The sequence below is a fragment of the Phenylobacterium sp. T106 genome, from assembly GCF_057219735.1.
Window position 1 is genome coordinate 62,361 of sequence record NZ_JBXVWA010000003.1, and the last position, 14,526, is coordinate 76,886.

Here is a 14,526-nt window from a genome sequence, read left to right on the forward strand (position 1 = left end):
GCGGCTCGCCTAGAAAGGCGGCGATGAGTTCCCAGCCCTCAGACCTGCGCGGCCGCCTGGCGATTCTGCACCCGCCGGGGCGGCTGGCGCTGGGGCCCAATCCGTTCGGCAAGGACGTGGCGAACGCCCAGCTCTGGCAGGCGCTGGCGCGGCACGGGGGCTATACGCGGATCGACATGCTGGGGCTCGCGCCGTTCGATCCGGCGCCGCTGGGGGACGAGCTGTTCGGGGCGCACCCGCGCCGCACGCTGATCGCCGGCGGCCTCGTCGCGCATTCGCGGGCGCCGGCCGAGGCCGGGACGCTGCTGCGCGGGCAGCCCGACCTGTACGACCTGGCCTGGCATCGCCGCCGGCGCCACGGGAGCGACCGCGCCTACAGCCTCGTCGGCCTGATCCACACGCTCGCGCCGCCGGCCATGCGCCAGATCATCGCCAACACCCAGGTCGCGCCCATGCATCCCTGGGACGCGCTCATCTGCACCTCGCCCAGCGTGCGCGAGAACCTCGAGGCGATGTTCGAGGGCTGGGGCGAACACCTGGCGCAGCGGACCGGCGGCCAGGCGCCGCCGCGGCCCGCGCTGCCCGTGATCCCGCTGGGTGTGGAGGCCGAGCGTTTCGCCGCCCTGGCCGACCGGCCCGAGGCCCGGGCCCGCCGCCGGGCCGAGCTGGGCCTGGCCGACGACGACGTCCTGGTGCTCTGGGTGGGGCGGCTCTCGTACTACGAGAAGGCGTTTCCCCAGGCCATGTTCACGGCGGTGCAACGGGCCGCCCAGGCCGCCCGCGGCCGTGTCGTCTTCGCCCTGGCGGGCTGGTTCCCGGGTCCCGACGACCGCGGCTACTACGAGGCCGCCGCCCGCGCCCACGCGCCGGGCCTCGACGTCCGCTATCTCGACGGCAACGACGCCGTCCTGCTGGGCGACCTGTGGGCCAGCGCAGACGTCTTTCTCTCGCTGGTCGACAACATCCAGGAGACCTTCGGCATCACGCCGCTGGAGGCCATGGCCGCGGGGCTGCCGGTGGTGGCCAGCGACTGGGACGGCTACCGCTCGACCGTCCGGGACGGCGTCGAGGGGTTCCTGATCCCGACGCTCGGGGGGCCGGCCGGCGGCGGCCTGGGCGCCGCGCTCGTCGAGCGCCACACCCTCGAGGGGGCGTCGTACCAGGCCTACGTCGGATCGGTGGCCCAGCACACGGCGGTCCACGTCGGCCGCGCGGCCGAGGCCCTGACTGCCCTGGTCCGCAGCCCGGACCTGAGGCGCCGCATGGGCGCGTCCGGCCGCGCGCGCGTCCGCGAGGCCTTCGACTGGCCGGTGGTGGCGCGGCAGTACCACGACCTGACCGACGCGCTGGCCGTGGTCCGGGCCGAGGCGGCGGAGCCTGGGGCGCGCCCGCCGGCCGACCCGGTCAAGGGCGACCCCTTTGCGGGCTTTGCCGGTTTCCCGTCCCACCGCCTGACGCTGGACACGCGCCTGGCGGCCGCGCCCGGCGCCGACGCCGCAGGCATCCTGGGGGCCGCCGCGGTCGCCCTCGACGTCGCATTCCCGAACTTCCGCGCGCCGCCCGAGCTTTGCGCGCGCGCCTTCGGGATCATCGCCGAGCGGTCGGGCGCCACCGTGCGCGAGGTGCTGACGGAGTTCCCGACGCCCGAGCGCCGCGCGGTGGAGCTGGGTCTCGCCTGGCTCGCCAAGCTGGGCTTCGTCGACTGGCTCTAGAGACCTAGCGCAGCGAGTCCGGCACGAGGCCGCCGTTCTCGGCCAGCTTCCGCATCACCGCCTTGTGCAGCCAGATGTTCATCGAGGCGCTGTCGCCGGTATCGCCCGTGTAGCCGAGCTCGCTGGCGAGTTCCTTGCGGTTGGCCAGGCTGGAGTCGATCGACAGCAGCTTCAGGAGGTCGACGATCGAATGGCGCCAGTCGAGCGACTGGCCCGCGTCCTGCGCCATGACGCCCAGCACCGCCTCCACATCCACCGCCGGGGCGGGGGCGGCGGCCTGGGCGGCGGGCGCCGTCTGGGCCGTGGGGCTCGCCGGGACGGCCGCCGGACGCGACTGAGCCGCGGGGGCCGCCGGGGGCGCGGCCTGCGCCTTCGGGTGGCGGAAGATCTTCGACATGATGGTCCCGAACACGCTCATCTGGGCTTACTCCTGACTGGAGCAGCCTCAACGCCGCGGCGGGGCGTTGGATGCGCCGGGGCGGCGGCGGGTCAGGCCTTGAGGAGCTGGTCCACCTTGCGGATGTCCACCACCTCGGAGGCGACGCCGCCTTCCATCCGCATCACCTTGTTGCAGTAGAGCTTCAGCAGCGGCAGCTCGTGCGTCGCCAGCACGAGGATGCCGGCGCGCTCGACCAGGTTCAGCAGGCGCTTGTGGGCCATCTTCTGGAAGTCGGCGTCGCCCACGGCGATCCACTCGTCCATGAGCAGCACGTCGGCCTCGACCGCCGTCGCCGCGGCGAAGGCCAGGCGGCCCTGCATGCCCGCCGAGTAGGTCTTCACGGGCATGGCCAGGAACGGCCCCAGGCCGGTGAACTCGGCGATCTCGTCCATGCGCGCCTCGATCTCGCGCGAGGACAGCCCGGCGATGCGGCCGCGCAGGCGGATGTTGTCGTAGCCGGTGGCCGTGGGATCGATGCCGAGCGAGAGGTCGAGCAGGGCGGCGATGCGGCCGTGCACGTCGATCGTGCCCTCGTCGGGCTCGTAGGCCCCCGACAGCGCCCGCAGCAGGGTGGTCTTGCCCGAGCCGTTGTGGCCGATCAGCCCCAGCCGGTCGCCGGCCTTCAGCTCCAGGTTCACGCCGTCCAGCGCAGTGACGTCCGTCACGCCGGCGTGGCGCCCCAGGGCGCCGCCCACGCTGACGGCCCGCGCCAGCGCCTTCTTCAGCGACTTGGCGTCGGCCCCGTAGACCGGGAAGCGGATCGTCAGGTCGGTGCAGCGGATGGAGGCCGTGGTCATGGGGCGGCGGTCATAGGTAGTGGACGATGCGGCGACGGGTGCGGGCGAAGATCAGGAAGGTCGCGCCCCAGCCCAGCACGGCCATGCTCACCAGGACCACCCAGGTGTGGGCCAGCACCGGCTGGCCCATGAGCGGGCCGCGCACCGCCTGCAGCAGGTGGTAGAAGGGGTTCAGGTCCAGGTAGACCTGATGCTTGCCGAAGCGGTCCGGCAGCCAGAACACCGGCGTCATGAAGATCGCGAACTGCATCACCGACCCCACGATCTGCGGGATGTCGCGGTAACGGGCCGAGGCGATGCCCGCCAGCAGCGACACCCAGCTCGCGTTCAGCAGCATCAGCAGGATGCCGGCCAGCGCCAGCGCCGGGTCGGCGACCTTCCAGTAGCCGCCGAAGATCAGCACGGCGACCACGATCACCAGGTGATGGCCGAGGTTGATGAGGTTCCGGAACACCGTGCGCCACACGAAGGTGAGCATCGGCAGCGAGGTCTGGGAGAGCATCCCCGAGGCCTGGACGAAGGTGTCGCAGCCCTCGTTGATCGTCCCGGTCATGACGCCGAAGAAGACGATGCCCAGGGCCACGTAGGGCAGGAACTGTTCCAGCGGCAGGTTGAAGAGGCTGGCGTAGAGGAAGCCGATCCCGAGGACCATCAGGCCCATCGAGAGCGTGATCCAGAACGGGCCCAGGACCGAACCGCGGTAGCGCGAGGCCACGTCGTGGGTCGCCAGCGACCAGGCGAGCCCGAGGCGCGCGAACGAGTTCCGGAGGTCCCTGAACGCCATCTGCAGCTGGAACAGCGCGCCGCGCCGTCCGGTCCGCAGCATGTGGGTGGCGGTTTCCATGACCTCTCCGACAACAGCCGCGCGAGGTATCAGCCGGCCTATCGCGGCGCAAGGACGCCGCCCGGCCGGCGTGGGGGCGGGGGCGGCGGATCACCGCGCCTTCAAGCCGGCGGACTTCCATGTTAGCCCGGCGTCGTGCCCCGAAGCGCGACCGCACGTCCGCCCGAGATTCCCGCCCGCATGGCGGCCGGCCTGCCCGCGCTGTCGCTGGAGGAGGCCGGCGTCTGGCTGGTCGTGCCCTGCTACCGCGTGAAGAGCCATATCCTGCGCGTCATCCGCAAGACCCCGGCGTGGTTCGAGGGGATCGTCTGCGTCGACGACGCCTGCCCCGAGAACTCCGGCGACTTCATCGAGGCGAACAACACCGATCCTCGGGTGCACGTCGTGCGGCTCTACAAGAACCAGGGCGTGGGCGGGGCCACGCTGGCCGGCTACGCCGAAGCCGCCCGGCGCGGGGCGCGGGTGATGGTCAAGGTGGACGGCGACGACCAGATGGACCTCGGCTACGCCGCCCAGCTGGTCGCGCCCATCCTCCTGGGCGAGGCCGACTACGCCAAAGGCAACCGCTTCACCTCGATCAGCCACCTCACCACCATGCCGACCGTGCGGGTGCTGGGAAACGCGATGCTCAGCTTCGCGGCCAAGCTGTCGACCGGCTACTGGAACCTGTTCGACCCCACCAACGGCTACACCGCGATCGAGGCCAACGTCGCTCGCCTGGTCATGGAGAAGCGCGTCAGCCGGCGGTTCTTCTTCGAGACCGACCTGCTCTACCACCTGGGCACCCTGCGCGCGGTCGTCCGCGACGTGCCGATGCCGGCCCGCTACGCCGACGAGGTGTCGAACATCCGCATCGGCGCCATCCTCGGGCCGTTCGCGTTCAAGCACCTGCGCAACTTCGCCCAGCGGGTGATCGGCCAGTACTTCGTCCGCGACTTCAACGCCGCCTCGGTCGAACTGGTGTTCGGGATGCTCTTCTCGTTCTTCGGCGTGGCCTATGCGCTCAGCTACTTCGCCAACCGCATCCCCGGCCAGGCGGCCTCGGCCGGCGTGGTCATGCTGGCCGCCCTGCCGGTCATCCTGGGCGCGCAGTTCCTGCTGCAGGCGATGAACTTCGACGTGCTGAACGTGCCGCAGCGGCCGATCCATCCCTACCTCGCCGTCCTGCGGGAGCTCGAGACCGACGACCCCGACGCCGCGGAGCCCCCGCCGTGACCCCCCGCGACATGGCGCTGTGCAGCGTCTTCGCCGTGGCGCTGCCGATCGGCCAGATGCTCTTCAAGTGGGGCGCGGTCTACAACGAGCGGCTGTCAGGGCCCTTCCTCGCGCGGGTGCTGGTGAACGGGCCGCTGATCGGCGCCTTCGCCTGGTACGCGCTCACCGCGCTGCTGTGGTTCTACGTGCTCACCCGCGTGCCGCTGTCGCTGGCCTACGCCTTCTCGCTGGTCGGGTCCTGCCTCGTCCCCCTGGCCGGCTGGCTGGTGTTCAAGGAACAGGCGTCCTGGACCATGGTCGCGGGCTACGCGCTGATGCTGGCGGGGCTCTTCCTCGTGGTGCGGCCGGCGTGACCGGCGCAGCGCGCTGGAGCTACTGGGCCGTCCTGGCCGGCGGCTGGGCGCTGGTCCTGTGGCTGAACCTGCCGGGCCATCTCACGGTCGATTCGGTGCTCGCGCTGCACGAGGGCCGGTTCGGGGTCCGCACGACCTGGAACCCGGCGCTGTTCGGCTGGCTGCTCGGCGCGCTCGACGGCCTCCATCGCGGCACGGCGCTGGCGGTGGCGCTGAGCGCGCTCCTGGTGTTCGGCGGCTGGGCCCTCCTGGCCCTCGCGCGGCCGCGGACGAGCTGGGCCGCCCCGGCGGTCGCGCTGGCGGCGCTCGCCCTGCCGCAGGTGATGCTCTACCCGGCCATCGTCTGGAAGGACGTCTGGTTCGCCAACTGCGCCCTCGCGGGGTTCGCCGTCCTGGCGTTCGGCCTGCGCGCCGGCCGGGCGTCCTGGGTCAGCTTGGCCCTGGCCGCGCTGCTGTTCGCCGCCGCGGGCCTGCTCCGCCAGAACGGGCTGATCCTGGCCCTGCCGGCCGCGCTCGCCGTCGCCTGGGGACTCGCCGGCCGCGGCTGGCGCAGGAGCCTCGGCCTCGCCGGCGGCTGGCTCGTGGCGGTCGCCGCGCTGACGCTCGCGCTCAGCGCCGTCGCGCGGCCTCAGGGCGCCGGCGCCCCGGACAACGCGGGCGAGAAGGGCCTCCGCCTGCTCGCCACCTACGACCTCGCCGCCGCGGCGCACCTTCAGGCCGGCCGGCCCACGCCGCGCATCGACGCGGTGGCGCCCGACGTCGGCGCCTACCTGCGCGCCAACGCCGACCGGCTCTATGCGCCCGAGCGGGTGGACGTGCTCACGGCGGACGCGACGCTCGCGGCCGGGCTCAAGCGGGTGCCGCGCGACGTCATCCGCGCCGAATGGCTCGACCTCGTCACCGGCCAGCCCGGGCTGTGGCTGCAGGCCCGCCTGCTCGCGTTCCGCCAGGTCGCCGCGACGCCCGTCATCGACCGCTGCCTGCCCGCCACCGTGGGGATCGAGGGCCCGCCCGCCACCCTGGCGGCCCTCGACATGCCGGCCCGCCGCGACGCCCGCGACGTGCGGCTCTACAACTACCTGACCTGGTTCCTGGACACGCCGGCCATGTCGCACCTGGCGTATGGCGCGGCGGCGGCCGCGGTGATGATCCTGCTGCTGATCCGGCGCGATCCCGCCGACCTCGCCATCGCCGCCTTCATGGCCGGCGCGCTGGGGTTCGCGGCCAGCTTCCTCGCGATCTCGATCGCCTGCGACTACCGCTACCTCTACGTGCTCGACCTCGCGGCGATCACGGGCGTCGTCTACCTGGCCCTGGACCCGCGGCTCAGGTCTCGAGGGCCGCGTTCAGCTCGGCGTCGATCTGGGTGAGGAGGGTGTGCGCGGCCTCGAGCCGCCGCAGGTCGGCCCGCCAGCCTTCCTCCAGCACCCGGCGCTGCTTCTCCATCTCGGCGCGAAGCTCCGCCTGAAACGATTCCGCCGCGGCCAGCCGGTCGCGGGTGTCGCGGAGCTCCGCGCGGGCGGCGGACAGGTCCCGCGCCTGCGGGGTGACCAGCGCGCCGACGTCCGCCGCGTGCGCGGCCAGGCGCTGCGCGGCGCCCTCCAGCAGGCCGTCGTCCGGCTCGCCGCCTGCAGCCTTCGCGGCGAACCAGTCGTAGGCGTCCTGGGCGATCGCGCCCGCCCAGCCCAGCTCCGCCAGCCGCGCCTCGCCGGCGTTGTGGCGCAGGTCCGGGGTCAGGAACCGGTCGATCTCCTGCCCCGCGGCCGCGGTCAGCTTCGGCAGCTTCGCCCCGTGCGCCGCCTCGATGCGCTTCACCTCCGCGCGCCAGTCGGCCAGCAGGGCGTCATAGGCCACGAACGCCCGGGGCAGGTCGCGGGTGTAGGCCTCCGCCGCCAGCATGTAGGCCGTCCAGACCAGCACGGACTTCTCGTCGGTGAACCCGTCCCGCCGCCGCAGGGATCCCGCCACGGCCAGCGGGTGGCGCACGGGAATCACGCACCGCGCCGAAACGCCCTTCTGCCCCATCAGCGCGCGCCAGAACGGCAGCAGCACCGTGGCGCGGGGGTCCTTCATGAGCGGGTGCGGCGCGTCCGCGAACTCCTCGTCGAACAGGTCGGCGCCGCGCGCCAGCCAGCCCTTCTCCTCGTCCGGCGGCAGCGGCCGGAACGGGTAGGCGAACGGGTCGTCCCAGGCCGAGCCGGCGGCCCGCAGGCGCTCGTCGTTGAAGAGCGCGATCTTCCAGGGCTCGAAGTAGCCCTTGGCGTTGTGCTCGTCGCCCGGCATCACGTTCGCGGGCAGGTCGCAGCCGGCCAGGGCCAGCAGCTGGGTCACCGCGGAGGTTCCCGAACGGTGCATCCCCAGCACGAGGTAGGCCGTGCGCGTCGCAGTGGTCTCGCTCATCGCCTGCGCGTGGTAGGGGCGCGGACGGCCCGCGGCAAGCGGTTGATCCCCACTGGCAACTGTTGCACACCACCCGCGCCCGCCGCCGCAAGGATCCCGAAGACCCGATGCCCACCAGGGCCACCGCCCGCAGACGGCCGGAGCCGGAAGACGTCCTGAGGGTGATCTCGCCCGCGTTCGATCCCGACTTCTACCGCGCGATCTACACCGACCTCCCGGCCGACATGCCGCCGCTCTGGCACTACCGCATGGCGGGCTGGCGCGAGGGCCGCGATCCTGCGCCGTGGTTCTCGGCGCCCGACTACCTGGCCGACAATCCGGAAGTGCAGCGCGCCGGGTGGGAGCCCCTACACCACTACCTGTCGCGTGGCCGGCGCGAAGGCCGCGAGGTCCGGCCGTCGCGATGGGCGGCCCGGTACTTCGGCGAGACCGGCTGGTCGCCCCCCGCCTGGAGCTTCAAGAGCTTCGGCGCGACCCCGGCGCCCGCGGCGGCTCGGCCCGCGATCCCGCTCAACGAGCAGGAGACCGCGATCGCCGCCGAGTTCGACGCCGCCTTCTATCTCGCCGCCAACCCCGACATCGCCGCGGCCGGCATGGACCCGCTGCGGCACTTCCTGCGCACCGGGTGGCTCGAGGGTCGCGATCCCAACCCGCGATTCTCGGTGCGCGACTATCTCGAACTGCACCCGGACATCGCTGCGGCGGGCGTGAACCCGTTCGCCCACTTCCTGCTGGCCGGGCGGGCCGAGGGGCGGGCGGCGCGGCACGATCTCGGGTTCCGCTACGACGTCCTGTCGCGGCTGAAGTCGCCCGAGGACAGGATCGCCGAGTCCGTCGGGGCGTCGGCCGCCCAGCGGGCCGATCCGCCGGAGCGCCTCGCCGCGCCGCTGGCGGCGGTGCGCGACCTGCACCTGACCTTCAGCCACGACGACTACATCGAGCATTCCGGCGGCCTGCAGTCGTGCCTGCGCCGCGAGTCGGCGCGTGTCGCCCAGCTCGGCCGCGACCACCTGCACCTCTTCCCCGCCGCCGCCTGGCCGTCGGTGCGCGCGGCGGGCGAGCCCGGACCGCTGGGCGCCCTGCTCAACGGCCGTCGCCTGGGCGTGTTCGCGCCCGAGACGGTGCGCGAGGTCCTGTCCCGCGCCGCGCCCGCCGGCCGCCGCAGCTTCGCCGTCCACAGCCTCCTCGGCCACGAACCGGACGCCACCGCCGACATCGTCGAGGCGCTGGGCCTGCGCGAGGGCTTCTTCTGGCTGCACGACTTCGCGAGCATCTGCTCGGGCTTCCACCTGCAGCGCAACGACGTCGAGGACTGCGGCGCGCCGGCGCCCGGCAGCGCCGCCTGCACGGTCTGCGCCTACGGCCCCACGCGGGCGCGCCACCTGGCCGCCCACGCGCGCCTCTTCGAGCGTCTGCGGCTGACCGTCGTCGCGCCGTCGCAGACCACGCTCGACTTCTGGTCCGACCGCGGGCTCCTGAAGGCCGAGGCGGCGGTGGTGCTGCCGCACGCCCGCCTGGTCGCGCCCCGACCCGCCGCGGAGCCGGCCGCCGGCCGCCCCTTCCGCCTCGCCTACCTGGGGATGCCCCAGCCGCTGAAGGGCTGGCCCATCTTCCGCGAACTCACCCAGGCCTTCGCGGGCGATCCCCGCTATGAGTTCCTGCACCTCGGCGGGCGGCCCGACCCCGGCGCCTACGCCCAGTTCCATCGAGTCATCGTCACGCCCGAATGGCCGACGGCGATGCAGGACACCCTCACCGAGCTGGAACCCGACGCCGCACTCATCTGGCCGCTCTGCCGCGAGACCTTCTCGTTCACCGCCTACGAGGCGGCCGCGGCCGGCGCCGCGGTGGTCACGGGCCCCGACAGCGGCAACGTCGCCGCCTTCGCCGCGGATCCGCGGCGCGGCCGCGTCCTGGCCGACGAGGCGGCGCTGTTCGACGCCTTCGCCACCGGCGAGATCCTGGCGCTCTCCCGCGGGGCGCGGCAGGCCGAGGTGTTCGACATCGCCTACAGCGGCATGACCGGCGACCTCGTCGCGGAGGCGCCGTGATCGGGCTCGTGCGCCGCATCGCCGCGCGGGCGCTGCGCCGCGACGGCGGGGAACGCCGCGCCGTGGCCGCCGCGTTCGACCGTGACTGGTACCTGACCACCAACCCCGACGTGGCCGCCAGCGGGGCCGATCCCCTGGCCCACTTCCTGGATCATGGCTGGCGCGAGGGGCGGGACCCGTCGCCCCGGTTCTCCATCGACGAGTACCTCGAGAACAACCCCGACATCGCGGCCGCCGGGATCAACCCCTTCGTCCACTGGCTGCAGCATGGCCATGCCGAGGGCCGGCCCACGCCCAACGCCCTCGGCTTCCGGCAGCAGGTGATCCGGCGGCTGAAGCCGGTGGACGAGCAGGTCGAGGCCGTGCTGCAGGCGCAGCGGACCATGGCCCTGGCCTCGGCCGACGCCCTCTCCGCCGCACTGGGCAAGGCGCGCCACGGGCTGGCCGGCCTGCACCTCACCTTCAGCCACGACGACTACCGCACGCGCGTCGGCGGCATCCAGCTCTGCATCCACGTCGAGGCGCGCGAGGCCGCAGCCCGCGGGCGCGACCACCTGCACCTGCGACCCGCCGCGCTCTGGCCGGTCGTGCGCGCGCCGGGCGAGGAGGGGCGGCTCGAGGTCGTGCTCAACGGCCAGACGCTGGGCGTCCACGGGCCGGCGGCGATCGCCCAGGCGCTGGCGCGCTGCGGCGCGAAGGGCGGCTCTTTCGCCATCCACAGCCTGCTGGGCCACGACGCGGCGGAGACGGCGGCCATCGCCGAGGCGGCGGGACTTCGGGCCGGTTTCCTCTGGCTGCACGACTACGCGAGCCTCTGCGCCGGCTTCCACCTGCTGCGCGACGGCGTCGAGGACTGCGCCGCGCCGCCGCCCGACAGCGCGGCCTGCGGCATCTGCGTCTACGGCCCGGCCCGGACGCGCCACCTCGAGGCTCACGAGGAGCTGTTCCGCCGCCTCGACCTGACGGTGGTGAGCCCCGCGCAGGGCACGCTCGATTTCTGGCGCGCCGCCTGGGACTTTCCGGCCGCCGGCCATGTCGTCCATCCGCACGCGACGCTCGCGCCCCGCGGTCTGGCGGCGGTTGCGAAGGCCGGCCCGCTGCGCGTCGCCTTCGCCGGCCACACGGCGGCTCACAAGGGCTGGCCGCTGTTCCGCGACCTCGTCCTGCAGCACGAGAAGGACGCCCGCTACGCGTTCCTGCACCTGGGCGCGCAGCCCGAGAAGGGGCTGCCTCTCGCGTTCCACGAGGTCCGCGTGGGGCCCGACAATCCGCAGGCGATGCGAGAGGCGCTGGAGCGGCTGGAGGTCGACGTCCTGCTGCACTGGCCGCTCTGGCGCGAGACCTTCTCGTTCACCGTCTACGAGGCGGTGGCCGCGGGATGCGCCGTCGTCACCGGTCCCGACAGCGGCAACGTCGCGGCGGTGGTCGGGGCGGACCACGGCTGGATCCTGCCGGAGGCGGAGGTCATGCAGGCCTTCGCCGACGGCCGCGTGACCGAGCTTTCCCGCGCCCGCCGCCGTCCGATGCTCTACGATCTCAAGCTGAGCGGCATGACGCTCGATCTGGTTCCCTGATGAAAGTCCTCGTCTACACCAGCTTCACGTTCTCGTACCTGAACCGCGCGCGAGTGCTCTTCCAGACGCTGCGCCGCTTCCATCCCGACTGGGAGCTGGCGGCCCTGATCACCGACAGGCCGCCGCCCGGCTTCGACTTCGACCCGGCGGACGAGCCCTTCGACCGGCTGGTGTGGGCCAGCGACCTCGGCATCCCCGATTTCCAGGGCTGGCTCTTCAAGCACGACGTCGTCGAGGTGTGCACGGCGGTGAAGGGTCCGTTCCTGCACCAGGCGTGCGGCTGGGGCTTCGATGCGGTGATCTACCTCGACCCTGACACGGCGCTCCTGGGCAGCCTGGACCCGCTCGTGGACTGGCTCCAGGACCACGACATCCTGCTCACGCCCCATCTCACCGAGCCCAACGACGACGAGATGGCGATCCTCGACAACGACATCTCCACCCTGAAGACCGGCATCTTCAACCTGGGCTTCGTCGCCATCCGGACGAAGGGGGAGGGGGCCCGCTTCGCGAAGTGGTGGAACGACCGCCTGCTCAAGTACTGCTACGACGACATCCCCAACGGCCTCTTCGTGGACCAGCGGTGGTGCGACCACGTCCCGGCGCTCTTCGACCGCCTGAAGATCATCCGCGACCCGGGCTACAACGTCGCCAGCTGGAACCTCTCGACCCGGAAGGTCTCGGTGGAGAAGGACGGCCGCATCACGGTCAACGGACACCCCCTGCGATTCTGGCACTTCACCAAGCTGGGACCCATCGGCGACACCATGACCAAGCGCTATGCGGGCCGGAACTTCCAAGTCTACGAGATCTGGGCCTGGTACAAGCGCGAGGCCGCCGCCGCCACCGACGCGGCGATCCCCGAGCGCTGGTGGGCCTACGGGACCTACGAGGACGGCAAGCCCATCGCCAAATCGGAGCGCGTGCTCTATCGCCAGCGCCAGGACCTCCAGGACGCCTTCAAGAACCCCTTCGCCTCCGGCCGCGGCAGTTTCCAAGAATGGCTCGAACACGAAGGCGCGTGACGCCGGACGCGCCCCCGGCGCAAGATTCCGACCCGAACGGCGCGCTGCTCGAGAAGGCCCGCGCGGTCGGTGAGAAGGTCGCGCGCCTGAAGCGCGACTTCGAGGGCGCGCACCGGCTGGCCCACGACGCCCAGGTGCGTGAGGCGCTGACGCGCACCGAGCTCTCGCTCGCGCTCCACGAATCGCTGGCGGCCCGCGCCGAGCTGGAGGCCCGCGTCCGCGCGCAGGCGCTCGCCGCCTTCCGCGCCCGGCGCCCGCAGAGCCGTCGGCGGCGCAACCGCATCTCGCGCGCGGTCGACCGGCTGCTCGCCCGGTTCGGATCGGGCGGGCAGGCGCTGGTGATCGCCCGCAGCGGCGTCTGGCGGGGAACGGGACGGCCGCTGCACGATCTTCGCCACATGGCCGCCTATGCCCGCCGCCGGGCCCGGCCCGACGTCGCCCCGCTCGCGCCGGTCGATCAGGCCTGGTACCTGGAAACCTACCCCGACGTGGCCGCGCGCCGGATGGCCCCGCTGGTCCACTACCTGGTCTCGGGCGACCGCGAGGGCCGGGCGCCCAGCCCGCTCTTCGACGGCGCCTGGTACGCGCGCCAGGCGGGCCAGGACCTGGCGGCGACCGGGCTCTCCCCGCTGGAGCACTACCTGCGCTCAGGCGCGGTCCGGGGACTCTCGCCGCATCCCCTGTTCGACGTGGGGCACTACCTGGCCCAGGCGCCGGTGCTGGAGCCCGGCGACGACCCGCTGTCGCACTACATGCGCGAGGGCGGCTACGTCGGCCTCTCGCCGCACCCGGCCTTCGATCCGGCGTGGTACCAGCGCCAGGCCGGCGCCGCCATGGCCGGCCGGCCCGCCCTGCTGCACTACCTGGGCGGGGGCTGGCGCGAGGGGCTGTCGCCGCACCCGCTGTTCGATCCGGCCTGGTATCTGGAGCAGAACCCGGAGGTGGCGGCCGCCGGGATCGAGCCGTTCAGCCACTTCATGGCGTTCGGCGGCTTCGAGGGCGCCAGTCCCAGCCCCTGGTTCGATACCGCCCACTACGTGGCCGCGCGCGGGGAGGCCCTGCCGCCGGGCGTGAACCCGCTGACCGACTACCTGCAGGGCGGCGCGTGGGCCGTGGGCGAGGCGCGTCCCGGCCTGCCGACGGCCGCCTACCTCGCATCCCGCCCGGAGCTCGCCCGCGCCGGCGTCACGCCGCTGGAACACTGGGCGCGGCGGGCCGGTCGCTGAACGCGTCGTCCAGGCCCAGCGCCCGCAGCTGGCGGCGGATCTCCTCGTAGTATTCCGGCACGTAGTGGAACGGCGAGAGGCCCCAGCGATGGCCCGCGTCCGCCAGCCGTTCGGCCTCGGCCTCGATCCGCGTCATCGGCGGCATCACCGCCTCGAAGTGCGTCTCCTGGCGCTCGAGCAGGGCGTTGTAGTCGGCGATCTCCACCGGGTCGCCGCCCAGGATCTCCGCCTGGGTCATCGGCCGCACGCCGCGGTCCCCATCGCGCCAGGCCGTCGCCCAGCGGGCGGAATGCAGGATGAGCCGGGCCTCGCGCAGCGGCGTCGCGCCCAGCAGCGCCGCGAACTCGGCGGCGCCCTCGCGCCAGAGCCGTTCGCCTGCGGCCGACAGCCGCGGGATCGTGCGGCGCCGCTTCAGCGCCGGGCGCGTCAGATAGCCGCTGCGCACCATCTCGCCGCTCTGCACCACCAGCGCGTCGCCGACCGAAAGCAGGTCGAACCGGTCGTCGATGAAGTCGAAGATGATGTCCGTGGGACGGAACGCCAGCAGGCGGGCCAGCGCCGTCTTGGTGATGTCGGCGACGAGGGCGCCATGCTCGTGCTTGCGCAGGTCGGCCGGCGGGCTCTTCGCAGGGGAAAACCCGCTCACCGGCGGCGACAGGAGGCTGGGGAAGCTCGTGCGCGACACATAGAGCAGCCGCTCCGCGCCGTCGCCACGGATCGGCCACAGATCGCGGGTTATGCAGCTGCCGACGATGGCGATTCGCGACATAGGGGTATCCGGGTTCCGCGCCGTCTCTTGTCCCAATACGCCGCAGCCGCGGACGAATCACGGCATTGACTCAGATTGACCGCAAACGCATCTACGCGCGCTCTCGGCGCAGGGCTGTCTG

Annotated in this window: 13 protein-coding genes; 8 read left to right on the plus strand and 5 right to left on the minus strand. The window is 73.0% G+C overall.

Translation table 11 applies throughout. The features are described from left to right. The first annotated feature begins 23 nt into the window (after nucleotides 1–23). Nucleotides 24–1,712 (plus strand): glycosyltransferase family 4 protein, encoded by a 1,689-nt coding sequence (locus AC2D8W_RS08005; RefSeq protein ID WP_484671102.1) that lies wholly within the window; start codon nucleotides 24–26, stop codon nucleotides 1,710–1,712. Nucleotides 1,713–1,716: 4 nt separating this feature from the next. Here the strand turns inward: AC2D8W_RS08005 and AC2D8W_RS08010 are convergent, their stop codons facing one another. From AC2D8W_RS08010 to AC2D8W_RS08020, 3 genes are all read right to left on the minus strand, one after another. Further along, entirely contained in the window at nucleotides 1,717–2,130 is a 414-nt protein-coding gene (locus tag AC2D8W_RS08010) for a DUF3597 domain-containing protein (RefSeq protein ID WP_484671103.1), read from the minus strand. Nucleotides 2,131–2,201: 71 nt separating this feature from the next. Further along, the gene (locus tag AC2D8W_RS08015) at nucleotides 2,202–2,948 is read right to left on the minus strand and encodes an ABC transporter ATP-binding protein (protein ID WP_484671104.1); all 747 of its coding nucleotides are present in this window, start codon (nucleotides 2,946–2,948) and stop codon (nucleotides 2,202–2,204) included. Nucleotides 2,949–2,958: 10 nt separating this feature from the next. Next, a complete protein-coding gene (locus AC2D8W_RS08020) occupies nucleotides 2,959–3,792 on the minus strand; it encodes an ABC transporter permease (RefSeq protein WP_293482421.1) in 834 nt (277 codons plus the stop codon). 135 nt (nucleotides 3,793–3,927) lie between these two features. Between AC2D8W_RS08020 and AC2D8W_RS08025 the strand changes: the two genes are divergently transcribed. The 3 genes from AC2D8W_RS08025 to AC2D8W_RS08035 are packed head-to-tail and all read left to right on the plus strand — an operon-like array spanning nucleotide 3,928 to nucleotide 6,730. After that, entirely contained in the window at nucleotides 3,928–5,007 is a 1,080-nt protein-coding gene (locus AC2D8W_RS08025; RefSeq protein ID WP_484671105.1) for a glycosyltransferase family 2 protein, read from the plus strand. Further along, complete coding sequence (locus AC2D8W_RS08030) at nucleotides 5,004–5,360, plus strand: DMT family transporter (protein WP_484671106.1); 357 nt, start codon at nucleotides 5,004–5,006, stop codon at nucleotides 5,358–5,360. Before AC2D8W_RS08025 ends, AC2D8W_RS08030 begins: the two co-directional genes overlap by 4 nt. Continuing rightward, the gene (locus tag AC2D8W_RS08035) at nucleotides 5,357–6,730 is read left to right on the plus strand and encodes a hypothetical protein (protein ID WP_484671107.1); all 1,374 of its coding nucleotides are present in this window, start codon (nucleotides 5,357–5,359) and stop codon (nucleotides 6,728–6,730) included. The genes AC2D8W_RS08030 and AC2D8W_RS08035 overlap by 4 nt, the downstream gene beginning before the upstream one ends. Here the strand turns inward: AC2D8W_RS08035 and AC2D8W_RS08040 are convergent. After that, a complete protein-coding gene (locus AC2D8W_RS08040) occupies nucleotides 6,687–7,760 on the minus strand; it encodes a sulfotransferase family protein (RefSeq protein ID WP_293482417.1) in 1,074 nt (357 codons plus the stop codon). The two genes, AC2D8W_RS08035 and AC2D8W_RS08040, sit on opposite strands and share 44 nt — an antisense overlap. A gap of 107 nt (nucleotides 7,761–7,867) precedes the next feature. Here AC2D8W_RS08040 and AC2D8W_RS08045 point away from each other — a divergent pair, with 107 nt between their 5' ends. From AC2D8W_RS08045 to AC2D8W_RS08060, 4 genes are read left to right on the plus strand one after another with little or no spacing between them, the layout of a single operon-like run. Next, entirely contained in the window at nucleotides 7,868–9,811 is a 1,944-nt protein-coding gene (locus AC2D8W_RS08045; RefSeq protein WP_484671108.1) for a hypothetical protein, read from the plus strand. Then, nucleotides 9,808–11,385: a glycosyltransferase family protein gene (locus AC2D8W_RS08050; RefSeq protein WP_484671109.1), complete on the plus strand. Its 1,578-nt coding sequence runs from the start codon at nucleotides 9,808–9,810 to the stop codon at nucleotides 11,383–11,385. The genes AC2D8W_RS08045 and AC2D8W_RS08050 overlap by 4 nt, the downstream gene beginning before the upstream one ends. Continuing rightward, on the plus strand, nucleotides 11,385–12,410 hold the full coding sequence (locus tag AC2D8W_RS08055) for a hypothetical protein (RefSeq protein WP_484671110.1): 1,026 nt from the start codon (nucleotides 11,385–11,387) through the stop codon (nucleotides 12,408–12,410). Before AC2D8W_RS08050 ends, AC2D8W_RS08055 begins: the two co-directional genes overlap by 1 nt. After that, a complete protein-coding gene (locus tag AC2D8W_RS08060; protein WP_484671111.1) occupies nucleotides 12,386–13,636 on the plus strand; it encodes a hypothetical protein in 1,251 nt (416 codons plus the stop codon). Before AC2D8W_RS08055 ends, AC2D8W_RS08060 begins: the two co-directional genes overlap by 25 nt. Here AC2D8W_RS08060 and AC2D8W_RS08065 read toward each other — a convergent pair. Then, the gene (locus AC2D8W_RS08065) at nucleotides 13,596–14,405 is read right to left on the minus strand and encodes a DUF6270 domain-containing protein (RefSeq protein WP_484671112.1); all 810 of its coding nucleotides are present in this window, start codon (nucleotides 14,403–14,405) and stop codon (nucleotides 13,596–13,598) included. The genes AC2D8W_RS08060 and AC2D8W_RS08065 overlap by 41 nt on opposite strands. Nucleotides 14,406–14,526 lie beyond the last annotated feature (121 nt).